This is a genomic window from uncultured Dialister sp. (genome assembly GCA_900314595.1).
GTDB lineage: Bacteria > Bacillota > Negativicutes > Veillonellales > Dialisteraceae > Dialister.
Genome location: OMVW01000003.1, coordinates 131,907 through 148,548, shown reverse-complemented (window position 1 = coordinate 148,548; position 16,642 = coordinate 131,907). Strand labels below are relative to the sequence as shown.

The 16,642-nt window shown below is 45.6% G+C and carries 17 protein-coding genes; all 17 read left to right on the top strand.

Annotated features, from left to right (window positions below; all coding sequences use genetic code 11):
• Positions 1–58: 58 nt before the first annotated feature.
• The 17 genes from QZN42_RS02550 to QZN42_RS02470 all read left to right on the top strand — a co-directional run bounded on the left by QZN42_RS02550 (position 59) and on the right by QZN42_RS02470 (position 16,638).
• On the top strand, positions 59–769 hold the full coding sequence (locus QZN42_RS02550) for a ScpA family protein (RefSeq protein ID WP_296954157.1): 711 nt from the start codon (positions 59–61) through the stop codon (positions 767–769).
• Entirely contained in the window at positions 766–1,299 is a 534-nt protein-coding gene (scpB, locus tag QZN42_RS02545; RefSeq protein ID WP_296954156.1) for an SMC-Scp complex subunit ScpB, read from the top strand. Before QZN42_RS02550 ends, scpB begins: the two co-directional genes overlap by 4 nt.
• Positions 1,296–2,018 carry a pseudouridine synthase gene (locus QZN42_RS02540; RefSeq protein ID WP_296954155.1) on the top strand — a complete coding sequence of 241 codons (723 nt, stop codon included), beginning with the start codon at positions 1,296–1,298 and terminating at the stop codon, positions 2,016–2,018. Before scpB ends, QZN42_RS02540 begins: the two co-directional genes overlap by 4 nt.
• A complete protein-coding gene (locus tag QZN42_RS02535) occupies positions 2,002–3,258 on the top strand; it encodes an NAD(P)/FAD-dependent oxidoreductase (RefSeq protein ID WP_296954154.1) in 1,257 nt (418 codons plus the stop codon). Before QZN42_RS02540 ends, QZN42_RS02535 begins: the two co-directional genes overlap by 17 nt.
• Entirely contained in the window at positions 3,251–3,928 is a 678-nt protein-coding gene (gene cmk / locus QZN42_RS02530; protein ID WP_296954153.1) for a (d)CMP kinase, read from the top strand. Before QZN42_RS02535 ends, cmk begins: the two co-directional genes overlap by 8 nt.
• A 9-nt stretch (positions 3,929–3,937) precedes the next feature.
• Positions 3,938–4,543 (top strand): 1-acyl-sn-glycerol-3-phosphate acyltransferase, encoded by a 606-nt coding sequence (locus QZN42_RS02525; RefSeq protein WP_296954152.1) that lies wholly within the window; start codon positions 3,938–3,940, stop codon positions 4,541–4,543.
• 115 nt (positions 4,544–4,658) lie between these two features.
• A complete protein-coding gene (locus QZN42_RS02520) occupies positions 4,659–6,551 on the top strand; it encodes a bifunctional 4-hydroxy-3-methylbut-2-enyl diphosphate reductase/30S ribosomal protein S1 (RefSeq protein WP_296954151.1) in 1,893 nt (630 codons plus the stop codon).
• A 173-nt stretch (positions 6,552–6,724) separates the two neighbouring features.
• Positions 6,725–8,053 (top strand): ribosome biogenesis GTPase Der, encoded by a 1,329-nt coding sequence (gene der, locus QZN42_RS02515; RefSeq protein WP_296954150.1) that lies wholly within the window; start codon positions 6,725–6,727, stop codon positions 8,051–8,053.
• Positions 8,053–8,637 (top strand): glycerol-3-phosphate 1-O-acyltransferase PlsY, encoded by a 585-nt coding sequence (plsY, locus tag QZN42_RS02510; protein ID WP_296954175.1) that lies wholly within the window; start codon positions 8,053–8,055, stop codon positions 8,635–8,637. Before der ends, plsY begins: the two co-directional genes overlap by 1 nt.
• Positions 8,638–8,643: 6 nt before the next feature.
• Complete coding sequence (locus QZN42_RS02505; RefSeq protein ID WP_296954149.1) at positions 8,644–9,654, top strand: NAD(P)H-dependent glycerol-3-phosphate dehydrogenase; 1,011 nt, start codon at positions 8,644–8,646, stop codon at positions 9,652–9,654.
• 168 nt (positions 9,655–9,822) lie between these two features.
• Complete coding sequence (gene rsmD, locus QZN42_RS02500) at positions 9,823–10,383, top strand: 16S rRNA (guanine(966)-N(2))-methyltransferase RsmD (protein ID WP_296954148.1); 561 nt, start codon at positions 9,823–9,825, stop codon at positions 10,381–10,383.
• A gap of 14 nt (positions 10,384–10,397) precedes the next feature.
• Positions 10,398–10,886: a pantetheine-phosphate adenylyltransferase gene (coaD, locus tag QZN42_RS02495; RefSeq protein ID WP_296954174.1), complete on the top strand. Its 489-nt coding sequence runs from the start codon at positions 10,398–10,400 to the stop codon at positions 10,884–10,886.
• A 9-nt stretch (positions 10,887–10,895) separates the two neighbouring features.
• The gene (locus QZN42_RS02490) at positions 10,896–11,393 is read left to right on the top strand and encodes an ATPase (RefSeq protein ID WP_296954173.1); all 498 of its coding nucleotides are present in this window, start codon (positions 10,896–10,898) and stop codon (positions 11,391–11,393) included.
• Positions 11,394–11,464: 71 nt separating this feature from the next.
• Positions 11,465–12,019: a ComEA family DNA-binding protein gene (locus tag QZN42_RS02485; protein ID WP_296954147.1), complete on the top strand. Its 555-nt coding sequence runs from the start codon at positions 11,465–11,467 to the stop codon at positions 12,017–12,019.
• Positions 12,016–14,274, top strand: a complete 2,259-nt coding sequence (locus QZN42_RS02480; RefSeq protein ID WP_296954146.1) for a ComEC/Rec2 family competence protein — start codon at positions 12,016–12,018, stop codon at positions 14,272–14,274. The genes QZN42_RS02485 and QZN42_RS02480 overlap by 4 nt, the downstream gene beginning before the upstream one ends.
• Complete coding sequence (holA, locus tag QZN42_RS02475) at positions 14,265–15,263, top strand: DNA polymerase III subunit delta (protein WP_296954145.1); 999 nt, start codon at positions 14,265–14,267, stop codon at positions 15,261–15,263. The genes QZN42_RS02480 and holA overlap by 10 nt, the downstream gene beginning before the upstream one ends.
• Before the next feature lie 10 nt (positions 15,264–15,273).
• Entirely contained in the window at positions 15,274–16,638 is a 1,365-nt protein-coding gene (locus tag QZN42_RS02470) for a VanW family protein (RefSeq protein ID WP_296954144.1), read from the top strand.
• Positions 16,639–16,642: the final 4 nt, after the last annotated feature.

The window sequence follows — 16,642 nt, the reverse complement described above, 5'->3', positions numbered from 1 at the left end:
CTGTGTTAATATGTAAAAGGTAAACTGGAAGAGTGTGTCATGAGGAAAGGATGAGGGAATGGACCAGGAAAAAGCAGAAGAATACCAGGTAAATCTCCCGGTTTTTGAGGGGCCTCTGGATCTGCTCCTTCATCTGGTTACAAAGGACCGGATCGATATTCATGATATTCCCATTCATCTCATTACGGACCAGTACCTTGCTTATCTTGCTGCTGCCCACCGGTTTAATCTGGAACTGGGAAGCAGTTTCTTTGCTATGGCTTCCACGCTGTTATTAATCAAATCAAGAATGCTTCTTCCCGCCAGAAGACAGGAAGAAAGTGATGAATCGGATGATCCCCGTCAGGAATTGGCCAGATCATTGGAAGAGTTCAGACAGATGAAAGAAATACGGGCACGCATTGAAGCACTGATGGAAGAAGAGCGTCCTTACAGGGCACGGGAACCGGCTGTCTTTAAGAGTGGTGCATTCCGGGGAAAAATTTCCATAATGCGACTGCAGGCAGCATTTCTGTCTCTTTATGAATCGGTTCATGAAGAAGAAACGCTTCTTTCGGCGGAGGAAGTATCGCTGGATGAAGAAATCATGAATTGGGAAAGGTCGATTGCTGCTTTCGGATACCTGAATTTTGCGGAGTATTTAAAACAGTGTAAGACAAGGCTCCGCTTGTCAGTATCTTTTTTCGCTCTTCTTGAACTGATACGTCAGGGAAAGGTGCGCATTCTGGATAAAGCAGAAGGTTTGATTGTGGAAGGAGTGGGCTCATGAATAGCCTTCAGAGCTTGTTGGGATTGATTGAAGCTTTCCTTTTTGCCAAAGGAAGCCCGGTAAGCCTTAAGGAAATTGCAGAGCTTCTGGGGGAAGATACAGTAACCGTAGATAGGGCGCTTCAGGCTCTGAAGGAGAAATATAATTCTCCTGAATCGGGAATTACTCTCCATTATACAGGTGCGGGGTATTCCCTGGTGACAAAGAAAATGTACGATTCCTGGCTGAATCAGGCTCTTGGGAAACAGACGCCTCTTTCTCAGGCGGCATTGGAGACTTTGGCTGTTATCGCCTGTAAGGAGCCTGTTACAAGAGCAGAAATAGAAAAAATCCGCGGTGTATCTGCAGGCAGAATTATTTCCCAGCTGCTGGATAAAGACCTTGTTGAGGAAAGAGGCCGGCTGGAAGTTCCAGGAAGGCCGATCCTGTATGGTACAACCAAAAGGTTTCTTAACTGCACCGGTCTTAATGATGTTGGAGAGCTCAGAACCCGATGGTCTGAAAAAGTGAACGAAGGAGATTTATTTTGAAAGAAAGACTGCAGAAAATCTTAAGCCATGCCGGTATATGCTCCAGAAGAAAGGCAGAGGAACTCATTTCATCGGGACAGGTGAAGGTGAATGGCAGGGTGGTGACGGAATTAGGGAGTGAAGCGGATCCGGTGACAGACCGCATCGAAGCGATGGGTGTTCCGGTCAGGCAGGAAAAGAAACGATATTTCCTCTTCTATAAACCGGACTGCGTAATCACTTCTGTTTCAGATCCTCAGGGAAGGCGCACGGTGATGGATTATTTCCGTACCATCCGGGAACGGATCTTTCCGGTAGGGCGTCTTGATTATCATTCGGAAGGACTCCTGATTATGACAAATGACGGAGACCTGGATTATATCCTGACTCATCCCAGTCATGAAGTGGAAAAAATATATAAAGTTACAGTGCGCGGAAGGTATTCTCCAAAACTGGCCGATAAAATGTCTCAGGGCGTCCGCATTGATACAGGAATCACAGCACCCTGCAAGATCGAAGTACTGCAATATAATAAAGAAAAAAATAAAACCATGGTTCTCATGACTCTTCATGAAGGGAAGAACAGGGAAATAAGAAAAATGATGGAAGCCTATCATTATCCTGTTTTCGAACTGGTACGTACAGGTTACAGCTTCCTCACCATGGAGGGACTCACCCGTGGAAGTTACAGGAAACTTACAGGCGAGGAGGTCAGGAAATTATATGAGCTCTACCGCTAAAAAAATTATCGTTATAGGTGCCGGTGTAGCCGGCCTTCTTGCCGCAGTCACCGCGGCCCATGAAGGAGCAAAGGTTTCCTTATTTGAAAAGATGCCCAAGGTGGGTCTTAAAATGGGAATAACCGGTAAGGGCCGCTGCAATATCACCAACGCGGCACCTATTATGGATTTTATTGCTAAAACGCCGGGGAATGGCCGATTCCTTTATAGCGCTTATGAAAAATTTGATAATGAGGACCTGCTTGACCTTTTCCACAGCTGGGGACTTTCAACCAAGGTGGAACGGGGAGGACGCGTATTTCCGGAAAGTGACGATGCGCAGGAAGTACGGCATCTTTTTATGAAAAAACTGCGGGATGAAAAAGTGGATCTTCATCTGGAAGAGCCGGTAAAGAAAATCCTTATTAGAGAAGGGAAAATCTCCGGTGTTATGACAGGGAAGAGATCTTATGAGGCGGATGCGGTGATCCTTACCACCGGCGGTGCTTCCTATCCAAGAACCGGCTCTACTGGAGATGGTTACAGAATGGCAAAAGAAATGGGCCATAAAGTAACTACTATCCGCCCGGCCCTTATTCCTCTTGTCTGCAAAGAAGACTATTGCAAAGAACTTCAGGGAATTTCTCTTAAGAATGTCACACTTTCTGTAGATGGAGGGGGAAGAAGGAAGGCGGAAGAATTTGGTGAAATGTTATTTACCCATTTTGGTATTTCGGGGCCTATTGTCCTTTCTCTTTCCGATAAAGTTTCATTGTGGCTTTCTCAGGGACATTCCGTGAAAGGCTCTATTGACCTTAAGCCGGCGTTAACGCAGGAAGTGCTGGATAAACGCGTCCTGCGGGACCTGGAGAAATATCAGAAACGCCAGATGGCAGGTGCACTGCAGGATCTTATGCTCCACCGCATGATTGATGTAGTGCTTAACCTTGCAGGGATTTCCAGGAATCTTCCTGTAAGTGAACTTAAAAAGGCGGACCGAGTCAAACTGGTACAGACTTTAAAGGCCCTGCCGCTGACCATTACCGGTACCCAGCCCATTGAAGAAGCCATTGTGACGGCGGGCGGGATTTCAGTGAAGGAAGTCAATCCTTCGACCATGGAATCAAAAATCGTTCAGAATCTTTATTTGGCAGGCGAAGTGCTGGATATTCATGCCTTCACCGGCGGATACAATTTACAGGCCGCTTTTTCTACCGGCCATCTGGCAGCCATTTCTGCCTTAAGGAGTGAACATGCGTAAATTATCTATTGCTATCGATGGGCCTGCAGGGGCAGGCAAAAGTAGCGTTTCTAAAATCCTGGCTGCAAGACTTCACTATGCTTATCTCGATACAGGGGCTATGTACAGAGCAGTGACCTATGAAGCCCTTGCCCGCAAGGTAGAAGGCGAAGGAAACATCGTTTCCATGACGGAAAATCTGGAGATGGAAGTAAGGCCTGGAGAAAAAGATATGGAAGTCTTTGTGGATGGAAATAATGTGACTCCTTATATCCGTACACCTGAGGTTTCTTCCCATGTGTCTGTGGTGTCTGCTATTGGTGGTGTAAGGAAAGCCATGGTTGCTATTCAGAGGAAACAGGCAGAAAAAGGGGGAATCGTTCTGGATGGCCGGGATATTGGTACCACAGTTCTGCCGGATGCAGATGTAAAAATTTTTCTTACAGCCTCTGTTCATACAAGGGCGGTTCGCCGTTTTAAGGAATTGACAGAAGGTCATCCGGATATGACTATGGAAGAGGTGGAGAAGGAAATCAGCCGGAGAGACTACCTGGACAGCCACAGGGAAATTTCTCCCCTCCGCCAGGCAGGAGATGCGGTTCTTCTAGACAATGGGGACCTGACCCTCGAAGGTACAGCAGAAGCCATTATTTCCATTTGCGAAGACAAATTTCCCGGATTTGACCGGTAAGGAGGTACCATGTTTTACGCGATTACAAGGGCAGTCCTCAATTTCCTCTTTTTTACGATTTTAGGTCTTCATGTGGAAGGACGGGAGAATATACCGGATACGGGAGCCATCATCGTGGCGCCTAACCATAAAAGTTACTGGGATCCGCCGGTAATCGGTGTGGCCTTCCATAACAGGGTCATTCATTATATGGCAAAGGAAGAACTTTTCAAAAATCCTTTTTTTGGCTGGCTGATCCGCCAGTTCGGCACATTTCCGGTCAAACGGGGAGCCATAGACCGCACGGCCATCCGTCAGGCAGTGCGCGAACTGAAAGCAGGGAATCCGCTGGGGATTTTCCCTGAAGGCACCCGCATTAAAAAGGATGGCCTTGGCCGTTTTCATTCCGGTATGGCATCCCTGGCTCTCATGACAGGGACTCCCATCATTCCGGTGGCTGTCATTGGTTCAAGGGACCTGCCGCATAGAAGGGGGCCATTTGCCGTACTGATTGGAAAACCGGTGCCCGTTAATAAACAGAGGCCCAATGATGAACTGGTCAAAGAAATTAATGACGATATCAAAGGACGCATTGAGTCCATGATGGATGAATATAAAAGAAAGAATATAAAATAAAATTATTGCCGACGGGACTCAGGAACATTTTATCCATTCATGATGGATAATGATATTTTTTATAATAATCTGTGAAGGCTGACTATAACTGACGCAAAAGAGTAACGTGAAAATTATGGAAATTTATAAATCTAAGGTTATGGGCTTCTGCTACGGAGTACGAAGAGCCCTGAAAATGACCGAAAATGTCGCAAATTCGGGTATTCGGGCTGTCACACTGGGGCCTATCATCCACAATCCGCAAGTGGTAGAAAGGCTGGCTGAAAAAGGCGTTCCGCCAGTGAACAGCATCGATGAAATTACTGACGAAACTGTAATAATTCGCTCGCACGGAGTGGGTCCTTCGTGTTATAATATGCTTAAGTGCAAAAATCTGGCCCTAATGGACGCGACCTGTCCTTTTGTCAGGAGAAATCAGCTTCTTACGAAGCGGCTGGTTGATGATGGAAAGCAGGTTATACTCATCGGTGAAAAAAGGCACCCGGAAATGAGAAGTGTGGCTGAATGGGCGGTGGGACATTCTTACCAGGTAGAGACTATGGAAGATGTAGATGCACTCCCGCCGATGCAGGAAGCCCATATAGTCATGCAGACTACATTTTCAGTGCCTCTGGCTGAACAATTGATTGCTGCTATAGAAAAGAAGGTCAAAGATCTTCATGTGAACAGATCCATCTGTGATGCGACTATGCAGCGACAGCAGGCAGCGCGTGAGCTGGCGGAAAAGGTAGATGTGATGATTGTGATTGGCGGCAAAAACAGCGCCAATACTACGAGGCTTGCAGAAATCTGCAGGCGTTCCGGTACCAATACATATCACATCGAAACGGCGAAAGAACTAAAACCGGAATGGTTCTCAAGCCGGGACAAGATTGGCATCACCGCCGGTGCATCCACACCGGACTGGATCATAGAGGAGGTAGTTTGTATAATGGAAAACATGAAGGAAATGCTGGATCAGGAAGAAATGAACCTGGACGTGCATAAAGGCAGCGTAGTTACAGGAAATGTCGTAGATCTTTACGATGATAAAGCTTATATCTCTTTCGGATATAAGACAGAAGCTGTCCTGCTTGCACATGAATATTCCTTCCCGGCACCGGCATCCCTGAAGGACGTGCTGAAAGTTGGCGATACGCTGCGCGTTCAGATTGTCAGTGGTGTTAAAGAAGACAGCACAATTTACGTATCCAAAATTAAAGTTGACCGTCTGGCTGACTGGGATGTAGTTGAAGAAGCATTTGAAAAGGGCGAACCTGTTGAATGCGAAGGCATCGAAGCTATTAAAGTTGGTCTGCTCGTTCAGCTTAAATCTCTTCGCGGATTTATTCCCCTGTCTCAGGGCGATCTCCGTTTCGTTCATTCCCTGCAGGGACTTGTAGGACAGAAATTCGAAGCTAAGATTCTCGAAGTAGACCGTACAAAGAACAGACTTGTTCTGTCCCGTAAAGCAGTCCTCGAAGATGAAAGAAATACGGAAATGGATGAAATTGAAAAAGCTTATGAAAACGGCGACGTTCTCAAAGGCACTGTAAAGAAGATTATGCCTTATGGCGCATTCGTTGGTATCAACGGCGTTGAAGGTTTACTCCATATTTCTGATATTTCCTGGAAGAAGATTGGCAAGGTGGAAGACGTTCTCAAACCGGAACAGGAAATTGATGTCAAGATCAAATCCTTTGACCGCGAAAAACAGAGAATTTCCTTTTCCCATAAAGACTGCCTGCCGAATCCGTGGGAAACCGCTACTGAAAACCATCACATCGATGACGAAGTAGAAGCTAAAGTTGTTAAGATTCTTGAATTCGGTGTTATCGTTGAACTGGAAGATGGTCTTACCGGTCTTCTCCATATCAATGAAATGACTTCCGATCACAACAAGAAACCAGGCGATATCTGCCAGGTTGGTGATGACCTGAAAGTCCGTATCATCAATATTGATGAAGGCCGCAGAAGAATCTCCTTCGCACTGGTTGAAGCTCCAGCTCATGAAGCTCAGGCTGAATAATTTTTCTGAAAAGCTGCTCCTCCGGGAGCAGTTTTTTTTTGGCTGATTCCCTTTAGCTTGACATAATCCATGTTCCGTCATACAATTTTAAGCAGTATGAATAAAAATGGGGAAGTGTTGCTTCCGTTTGAAACTATAAAAATGACCATTCAAATAAAGAAAGGATGGAAATTATGAGTAAACCTCTCGTAGCCATTGTCGGCAGGCCTAATGTAGGGAAATCCACACTGATTAACGGTCTTGCCCAGAGGCGCGTGTCCATTGTAGAGGATATTCCAGGCGTAACCAGAGATAGAATTTATTGTGATGTGAAGTGGCTGGATAAAGAATTCACCCTCATCGATACAGGAGGAATTGAATTCCGTGATGATAATGACCAGATTTCCAGCGGCATTCGTCAGCAGGCAGAACTGGCCATGGAAGAGGCCGATGTCATTCTTTTTGTGGTGGATGCCAGGGCCGGAATGACCAGTGATGATGAAACCATTGCCGGGCTTCTTCGCAAAACAGGTAAACCTGTAGTGGTAGGCGTCAATAAAGTAGACAGCGAAAATCAGGAAATGGACGTCTACGAATTTTATTCTCTTGGTCTTGGAGACCCGGTGGCCATATCTGCGGTGAACCGGCTTGGCTTTGGTGAAGTTCTGGACCGTATTACTCAAGGATTTCCGGCAGCTGAGATGGAAGAATCAGAAGATATCATCCGTACTGCCATTGTAGGTCGTCCAAATGTGGGGAAATCCACCCTTATCAATTCCCTGCTTGGATATGAACGTTCTCTGGTAGCCGATGAGATGGGTACTACCCGGGACGCTGTGGATTCCGTATGGAAATATAAAGGGAAGACTTTTATCCTCGTGGATACCGCAGGGATGCGCAGAAAAAGCAAAATAGATGAACCTCTCGAAAAATACAGTGTAATTCGATCCATCCGTGCTATCGATAACTGTGATGTGGCCATATTTGTCATTGATGCCATAGACAAATTGACGGAACAGGATAAAAAAATCATCGGCTATATCCATGAGGCCGGTAAGGGCCTTATCCTTTTTGTTAATAAATGGGATACGGTGGCCAAAGAAACAAATACCATGGTGGAAATGGAGAAAGAAATTCGCAACGGACTTCCTTTTGCTCCCTATGTGTCCATGCTCTTTGGTTCAGCCCTGACTAAGCAGCGCATCCATAAGCTGGGAGATATGATTTATAATGTGGCTGAACAGCAGTGCCTCCGCATTCCTACAGCCGTACTGAATGATCTTCTGGAAGATGCAAAAATGATTAACCCTCCACCGGCCCATTCCGGCCGCGTGGCGAAGATTTACTATATGACGCAGGTGGGCATTCGTCCGCCTACATTCGTTATGTTTGTGAATGATGCCAAACTGATCCATTTTTCCTATGTGCGCTTTATAGAAAATAAACTTCGTGAATCCTTTGTCTTTGAAGGTACTCCAATCCGGATTGTGGTGAGGAGTAAGAAGGACGGTGACACCGAGTGATGGAGGCCATCCCATGGATTGCATTGGCTTATCTGATTGGTGCGATTCCCAGTGGTTATATTATTGGTCGTGTCTTTTACGGGGTGAATCTGAAAAAGGTAGGAAGCGGTAATATAGGTGCTACCAATGCTTACAGGGAATTGGGGGTCAAAGCGGGCCTTGCTGTTTTTATCTGTGATTTCCTGAAAGGCTTTATTGCGGTTCATCTGGGAATGCCGGATACCACACTTGTTCTGGCCTGTGCAGTTTTTGCTATTATTGGAAACGACTGGTCCGTATTTCTTCATTTTAAAAGCGGAAAAGGAGTCGCCTGTGGTGTAGGAGCTTTTACTTATATCTGTGCTCCGGCAGTGCTGGCTGCTTTTCTGGTATGGCTTGCCATATTCAAATGGAAACATATTGTATCACTGGGTTCCATTATTGGAGCCCCGGTTGTACCAATTGTTATGTTACTGCTGGGTGAACCTTTGGAATATGTAGCTTTTGGTACTTTGGCAGCAGTGATTGTTGTTGGAAAGCATAAGGATAATATCAGGAGGCTTCTTCGCGGGGAAGAGAAGCCTATTTCAAGGGAAAAGAGGTAAACCCCTATGAAAATAGCCATGATAGGAGCCGGCGGCTGGGGAACGGCCATGATGATCGAACTTTCCGGCAGGCATGACGACCTGGTCATGTATTGCAGAAATCCTGAAACGGCAGCCCGGATGAGGAGAACCCGGGTCAATCAGGAATATCTGCCTGATGCCCGTATTCCGGAAAAAATCCGTATCACCAGTGATCTGGAAGAGGCAGTATCCGGGGCCGGATGCTGTGTCATCTGCACTCCCTCTCATGCAGCGGAAGAAATGGCCGAAAAAATGACTCCCTGGCTCATGAAGGATGCCGTGGTCGTCAGTGCGTCAAAGGGACTTGCAGATAGTGAAGGCCATCGGCTTTCCGAAGTCATTGCTCAAAAAGTTGAAGGAATTACAGATAAAATTGTAGCTCTTTCCGGACCGAATCATGCAGAAGAAGTAGGAATAGGTCTCCCTTGTGCAACCGTAGCAGCTTCGGAAAAATCAGAGGCCGTGCAGATTGTACAGGATCTTTATATGAGTCCTGTTTTTCGTGTATACCGAAGTGATGACATCAGGGGCGTGGAATATGGCGGTGCTCTAAAAAATATTATGGCCCTTGCCTGCGGAGTATTGGATGGCATAGGACTTGGTGATAATTGTCGTGCGGCTCTCATGACAAGGGGGCTTGTAGAAATGACTCGCTTTGGCGTCCACTTCGGCGCCAGAATGACAACATTTTTTGGCCTTTCCGGCATGGGTGATCTGGTATGCACCTGCTCCAGTGTTCATAGTAGAAATCACAGAGCCGGTATTATGATGGCTAAAGGTATGACGGCAGATGAAATCAGGAACAGTACCAACATGGTAGTCGAGGGTATCCGTACAGCCCGCCTTGTCCATGAAATTGCTATGCGGGAACATATAGATATGCCCATCACGGAAGAAGTCTGTCATCTTATAAGAGGTGATCATAATGCCAGGGAAGCACTGGAAATACTGATGACCCGTGCAAAAAAAGCGGAATCTGAAACCTACCCCGTTTAAAAGGCTGTAAGGCAGTACTTTTATGGAGAATGAATAAAGTTTAAGCATTGCTGAATATGGCAGGAGATTTTAAGAAAATAAAATAAAAATTTGCGATTTACAGATTCGTTTATGCTATAATTAATTTAAATGCAGAAAATGGCTTTCTGCATTGTTGCGAGGCAGAACATGAAAATTATTGGCGGAAATGCGAAAGGTACTCTTCTATTCTCTCCCAATGGGCGGAATACAAGGCCAACTCTTGGGAGGGTCCGGGAAAGTATTTTCAATGTTTTGGCCAATGTTGGCATATTGGAGACGAATGTACTGGATATTTTTGCCGGTACCGGGGCTATGGGCCTTGAGGCCTTGAGCCGGGGGGCCGGCCAGGCGGTATTCATCGATAAGGCAACAGCAGCGGTTATAAGAGAAAATGCGTTACGCTGTCATGTTGGAGACCGTGTGAAAATTTTCCGGGGTGACGTTTCTTCTTCGCTGAAAGCACTTAAAGGCAATCATTTTGATTATATTTTTATGGATCCGCCCTATCGCAAAGGGTATATCAATGAAATACTGAAATTAGTGCTTGACCTTGAGCTGCCTGCTGATGATGCTGTCATCATCGTTGAACATTCCATATCCGAACCACCGGATTTAACCATTTTTGGAGGGAAGCTCGGGTTGTGGAAAGAAAAAAAACTGGGAGCAATTGTTGTTAGCTATCTGCAGTACAGGCAGACAGGAGTGTAATTTTAATGAGCTCAATGAAACTGGCAATATGTCCGGGAAGCTTTGACCCGGTCACAAATGGTCATCTTGATATTATCAAAAGAAGTGCATGCCTTGTCGATAAGTTGATTGTAGCAGCCTTTATCAACCCTACAAAGCATTATATGTTTACTACGGAAGAAAGGCTGGATATGTTAAGAGAGACCACCAGGAATATTCCCAATGTGGAAGTGGATGCTTTTGACGGGCTTCTCAATGAATATTGCGCGGAAAAAAATTGCCACCTTCTGATTCGCGGTCTCCGTGCGTTCAGTGATTTTGAATATGAATTCCAGAGGGCCCTGATGATTAAACAGATTGACCCAACTCTGGAAACCGCATTTTTTATGACGGACAGCCGATATTCCTACCTTTCTTCTACGGGTGTCCGGGAACTGGCCCATTTCAATGGTGATATCACCAGAATGGTGCCTGAATATGTACAGGAAATGATCAGGAAGAAACTGGATTCTATGAAGAAATGAGGATGTATGATGGATACAAGAAAACTTCTCGAAGAACTTGAAAATGTAATCAACAATGCCAGCGATGTGCCTTTTACCAATAAAAAAATGGTGGATAAGGATGAAGTGGAACGACTGATTGATGCTATCAACCAGTCCCTGCCGAATGAACTGGAAAGCGCCCGCCGCATTGTGGCCGATAAGGAACGGATCATGCTGGACGCTGAAAAAAAGGCGGAAGACAATATTGCTCAGGCTAAAGACTATATCGCCCGTATTACGGAAGAAAGCGAACTGGTCAAGCAGTCCCAGGAAAGAGCAAACGAAATTATCACTTCTGCCAATAAATCGGCTGAAGAACTGCGTACCAGCTCCGTCACCTATGCTACCGATGTACTCAAGTATGTGGAAACCAATATGGAAAACGTGCTGGACAGCTTGAAAAAGAATCGCCAGAGTCTGATTGATTCCAATTCTGCCTCTGTCCGTCAGCAGGAACAGGAAAATCAGGACGGATCCAGAAAATAAGGGACCCCGGCATCAGCCGGCAGCTCTGCAATTTGTGCCTTGAATGAGGATCAAAACAGGAGGGCAGGCCTATGGGATTGGACATACATGACAGAAGGGTACAGATTCTCTGCTTGTGTATTACCGCAGTGCTTATAGTCCTTGCTTACCTCGTGCTTGATCCTTTTTTGCGTGCTGAAGAGCCAAAAACGCCTGAAATTTCTACGGAAGAGCTGAAAGGCTCTGCAACGGTTACGGTTTATGTAGTTGGCGCAGTAAAAAATCCCGGTGTTTATGAAATACCGGTGGGCAGCCACTGGTATGACGCAGTTAAAGCGGCCGGCGATGTGCTGCCCTATGCAGATATGACTGCTGTCAATATGGCAGAGCCGGTAAAAGAAAGCATGAAGATTTATATTCCATTAGACCCTTACCAGCATGATCCTGCGGCTCTGGGACTGGTCAATATCAATACTGCCGGTACAAAGGAATTAGAAACACTGCCGGGTGTAGGTAAAGTGACAGCGGAGAAAATCCTTTCCTGGCGCGAGGAACATGGACATTTTGAAGCAAAGGAAGATTTGATGAAAGTTCCCTCCATCAGTGAGGGCAAGTATAAAAAACTGGCGGACAAAATAACACTATGAATACGAAATATCCCCTGCTGTGGAGTGCAGTATGTCTGGTGCCCGGAATTATTCTTTATGATTCCTTTCCTTCTTTTATTGCGCATTGGATATGGCTTCTACCTGCAGTGGGTATTTTTTTTATTGCGCTCATGTACCTGTGGCTGGGGAAGAAAGGGCTTATTATTGCTGTCAGCTTCCTGTTTCTGGGCTGTGCAGGAATGTTTCGTATGTATCTGGCAGATGAATCATACAGAGACAATTCTTTCTGGGCACTACGGAATAATGGGACCTGGACAGGCGTCGTGAAGGAAGCTCCGCTTCTGAACAGGGAAGGGGAAGCATATGCCAGGTACTATACAGAGCTGGAAAATATCAGATATACGGATGGAGAGGAAAGGACACTCTGCGGTACAGCCTTTATTTACGATACGGATCCGAAAACATTTTACCGAACGGGTGACAGGATTTCAATTTATGGAAAAATGTCGCCAGTCCGCATTTATAATAACCCCGGTAAAATTGATCTGGAAGGGCGTTACAGAAGCAGGAGGCTTCTGGGGAGAATCTATCCGGATAAGCAGGAGGAAATCCGATTCGAAGAGGACAGTGGTAAATATCGCATAGCCCGCTGGGCTGAGGGTATTCACGACAGATTGATGAATTCTTTCGCACCATACATGGATCCTGTCCGGCTTCATATCCTTATGACGCTTCTGTTTGGCGGGAATTACAGTGATATTCCGGAATATATCATGAATTCCTTCTCTGCTACCGGAATCGTTCACATTCTTTCTGTCTCCGGTTCTCATGTGGCACTTCTTTTTGGGTTCCTGTACTTTCTTGGAAAGTGGCTGCATTTGCCGAAAAGGCTTGTTATTACAGGTTCTATTTTTCTCGTCATTTTCTATTCTGTCCTGTCAGGCCTTGTGCCGCCAGTCGTACGTGCTGCAGTAATGGGAATCCTTTCTGCAGGCGGTGTTTTCATTTCACGGGAAAAGACATCTCTTAACCTTCTGGGGGCCGCAGTAACAGGTATGCTCCTGTGGGACCCATTCTATCTTTATGATGTGAGCTTTCAGCTTTCTGTAGGGGCCTCAGCGGGAATTCTTCTCTTTTACAGACCTTTAAACAGATTCTTTACTCGTATTCCCTGTATACCCGGGTGGGTGAGAGAAGGAATTGCACTGGCATTGTCAGCGCAACTCCTGACAATACCACCGGTGCTTTACGATTTCCATGTATTTCCTGTCTATTTTATTCCTGCTAATCTTTTTGTTACTCCTTTTCTTGAATGGGTTATTATTGCCGGTCTTATGGCCTCTGTGTTTTCTCTGATCTGTATGCCGCTGGCGGGAGGCATTTTGCAGGCTGCCGATTACCTTCTCTGGCTGAGCCTTCGGTTGAATCTGAAACTTTCTTCTTTTCCCCGGGCACTTCTTCAGACTGGCGGCATGACTGCTTCCCAGATACTTCTCTACTATGTAAGCCTTGCCGGTTTTTGGTTCAAGGATGAACTGAAATATCATGCATTTCGTATTGCTGCCTTCGGCTGCTGCTGGGGAGGACTTGCAGCATGGATTATATTTCTATATATCACAGTCCCGGAGTCGCTGGTGTATTGTCCGGATCTGGGACCGGACCAGGGGGCAGCACTTGTCACAAAGGATTATAAAATTTTATACTATAAAGGAGGAAGTATTCCTTCCCATACATCAAACTGGGAATGGAACTCCTTTCTGGGATATGAGGGAATTTTTAATGCCGACATCTTCATACTTAACCTGGAAGATGTGAAGAAACCGATTCCTCTGACGCTGCCGCTTCCGGTCAAGGAAATATGGGTGACCGGCGGACCGGTTGACAAGCTGGCGCCTCTTGCATGCCGTGGTTTTAATGGGAAAATCAGGGAAATTAAAAATGGAAAATACATGATTGGGAATACTTCGCTCTTCACAAATGGCAGCAGCTGGCTTATTTCCCGAATGGAAGGTAACGTGTATATATCCGGTAAAAGAAAACTATCCGTTTCTTCCTTTCCCCGGCATACCCTGTGGGTAGCAGGCATGAGGCCTGGAGGTTTTAAGGAAGAAGAGATAGACAGTGTTCATCCGGAAGTCATTATATATGCAGGGAACCGCCTGCAGTCTTCCTGGGAGGATATGGATCTTTTTGAATTTAAAAATTATCCGGCTGTCAATGTGTACAAAGATGGTATGCAGGCAGCGGGATTTGATAAGAAATGGGAACTCAGGGGTAGAAACATATGGCAGTAAAAAAATTGAACAGACAGAACTGCTGCTTCCTTTACGGCGATGATCTCGTTTCGGCCAATATCCGAAAAAATGATCTTGTACGCCAATATTTCAATGGAAATCCTCCGGATGTGACTACTTTCGAAAACAGCGGCAGTTACGAGGAGTTCAGAAACGCGCTGGAAGGGCAGTCTCTTTTTAATCCACAAACCGCCGTAGTCATCCATAATCCCTTTTTCCTGAAGCGCATATCAAAATCGGAAAAAGAGGACAAATCATTTGAGGCATTTCTTAAACTTATAAAGGGATTGCCGCCTGATATATTTCTCCTTATCATGCAGGATGGTAAGCCGGATAAACGGACAAAGACTGTCAAAAGTCTTCTTGCGGTCTGCTATAGTGAAGAACTTTCCCTCATGAATCCGAAAGACGCTGCGGGTGCGATGATACGGATGCTGGCAGATGAAGGCAGGCAGGTTGATTATGAAGCCCGGGCTTATCTGGAAGCAGTTCTTTCTTCCTGGGATGAAATTTCAGCCCCCCTTCTGCAAACGGAATGTGATAAAATTATACTAATGTGCGGCAATCGCAGCCAGGTAACGCGAAAACTTCTGGAGATGGCGCTTCCGGAATATATGAATCAGGGCATTTTCCGTTTCACTGACGCACTGCTTGACAAAAATGCAGCTGTGGTTCTCGAAAGTGCAGACCGGGTCTTCACAGATGTTTCTACCACTATAAAAAATTTAGGATTTTTATCTTCCAAATTCCGGAAGATAAAGATTTTAAAAGAAATGGAACGGAACCGGAAATCCGAAAAAGAAATATGGCAGGCATTAGGAATCCGTTCTTCCTGGATGTGGAGAAATACAAAAAATGAAGCCCGCAAGGTAAAGGAAGACGATGCAGAATGGTTTCTGATTCGTATTTTTGATTATCAGTTGAAATCGAGGCAGGGCTTCTCAGATATGGAGTTAAAAGACCTGCTTCTGGAATATTGTTTGAAATGAAGGGGTTTTATTGAGACTAAGAATTTGCAGGATTTTAGGACTTGTATCGGCAGTTTTCCTGCTGGGCGCGGCAGCAGCACCTTTTATATGGGTAAAAGATGATGCTGTAGTACCGGGAGTCCGCATAAACGGAATGAAAGCCGGTGGCATGACCAGAGAGGAGCTCTCCTCTTTCTTCAGTGGCAAAAACCGGGAACTGTCTGCGGGAAAACTGGAACTGTCCAAAGGCGAACTTGTCCATGAAGAATGGTCTTATAAAGATTTAAATGTCCGATATGATGAAAAAAGTCTGGAAGAAGCGATGGCCATAGGGAGGCAGGGGAGTATCCTCAAAAAATGGAAGGACCGCTGGGAAGTTCTTCTGACCGGAAAAGCTGCCCATATCGATGCTTCCTGGGATGAAAAAACTGTAGAAAAGAAGACCGCTGAACTGTTGGAAAAATATGAAAAACCTGCAGTAAATGCCTATCCTTCTTTTCACAAAGACGGTTCCATTACGTTTACCAGTGGGCGTCCGTATCTGAAAATCATAAAAGAAGATCTGGATTTATCCATCCGGACCGTCCTCCGGACCGGAGAGGCAGGAAAAGTGGAAATACCGGTTTCGGAAGAGACGAAGCCTAATATGTCCCCGGAAGAATCCAGGGAGATCGATACCATTCTGGGGCAATATACCACCTATTTCGGAGGCGATACCAACAGGAGCAGCAATATACGTCTGGCTGCCGAAAGCATCAGTGGTACCTATCTTAAACCCGGCGCTGATTTCTCATATAATCAGGCAACCGGTTCAAGATCAGCTGAAAATGGCTACAAGGAAGCACCGGTCATTATCAATGGAAAGCTGGAACCGGGTTCCGGTGGAGGCGTATGCCAGGTAAGTTCTACTCTTTTTAATGCAACTCTCCTTGCAGGGCTTGAAATCACGGAAAGAACCTGCCATTTCTCGCCGGTGGCCTATGTACCCATCGGAAGAGATGCCACGGTAGCAGATGGATATCTGGATTTCCGTTTCATTAATCATTTAAAACATGGCATTTATGTATATGCCGAATATGTACCGGGTCAGGTGTCTGTTTTCATACTTGGAAATAAGGAAGATAAACCGTCTTATATCAATCTTTTAAAAACACAGGATGAAACACTGCCATTCAAAACGGTGACAAAGATTGATCCTTCGCAGAAGGAAGCAAAAAAAGTGGAAGAAGGCCATGAAGGGCGCAACGTGACCATCCAGCAGATCGTCAGGTGGGCTGATGGCAGGACCTATCAGGATTCATTCCTGTCGGATTATGAGCCGGTAGATACGGTGATTACTTTAAATAAGAAGGAAGAACCAAAACCTCAACCTAAAGCCGGGAAAAAGAAAAAATAAGAAA

What these genes read in the sequence shown, in the direction of transcription:
- QZN42_RS02550 (WP_296954157.1), top strand. Translation starts at nt 59, where the DNA reads ATGGACCAGGAAAAAGCAGAAGAATACCAGGTAAATCTCCCGGTTTTT.
- scpB (WP_296954156.1), top strand. Translation starts at nt 766, where the DNA reads ATGAATAGCCTTCAGAGCTTGTTGGGATTGATTGAAGCTTTCCTTTTT.
- QZN42_RS02535 (WP_296954154.1), top strand. Translation starts at nt 2,002, where the DNA reads ATGAGCTCTACCGCTAAAAAAATTATCGTTATAGGTGCCGGTGTAGCC.
- cmk (WP_296954153.1), top strand. Translation starts at nt 3,251, where the DNA reads ATGCGTAAATTATCTATTGCTATCGATGGGCCTGCAGGGGCAGGCAAA.
- QZN42_RS02525 (WP_296954152.1), top strand. Translation starts at nt 3,938, where the DNA reads ATGTTTTACGCGATTACAAGGGCAGTCCTCAATTTCCTCTTTTTTACG.
- QZN42_RS02520 (WP_296954151.1), top strand. Translation starts at nt 4,659, where the DNA reads ATGGAAATTTATAAATCTAAGGTTATGGGCTTCTGCTACGGAGTACGA.
- der (WP_296954150.1), top strand. Translation starts at nt 6,725, where the DNA reads ATGAGTAAACCTCTCGTAGCCATTGTCGGCAGGCCTAATGTAGGGAAA.
- plsY (WP_296954175.1), top strand. Translation starts at nt 8,053, where the DNA reads ATGGAGGCCATCCCATGGATTGCATTGGCTTATCTGATTGGTGCGATT.
- QZN42_RS02505 (WP_296954149.1), top strand. Translation starts at nt 8,644, where the DNA reads ATGAAAATAGCCATGATAGGAGCCGGCGGCTGGGGAACGGCCATGATG.
- rsmD (WP_296954148.1), top strand. Translation starts at nt 9,823, where the DNA reads ATGAAAATTATTGGCGGAAATGCGAAAGGTACTCTTCTATTCTCTCCC.
- coaD (WP_296954174.1), top strand. Translation starts at nt 10,398, where the DNA reads ATGAAACTGGCAATATGTCCGGGAAGCTTTGACCCGGTCACAAATGGT.
- QZN42_RS02490 (WP_296954173.1), top strand. Translation starts at nt 10,896, where the DNA reads ATGGATACAAGAAAACTTCTCGAAGAACTTGAAAATGTAATCAACAAT.
- QZN42_RS02485 (WP_296954147.1), top strand. Translation starts at nt 11,465, where the DNA reads ATGGGATTGGACATACATGACAGAAGGGTACAGATTCTCTGCTTGTGT.
- QZN42_RS02480 (WP_296954146.1), top strand. Translation starts at nt 12,016, where the DNA reads ATGAATACGAAATATCCCCTGCTGTGGAGTGCAGTATGTCTGGTGCCC.
- holA (WP_296954145.1), top strand. Translation starts at nt 14,265, where the DNA reads ATGGCAGTAAAAAAATTGAACAGACAGAACTGCTGCTTCCTTTACGGC.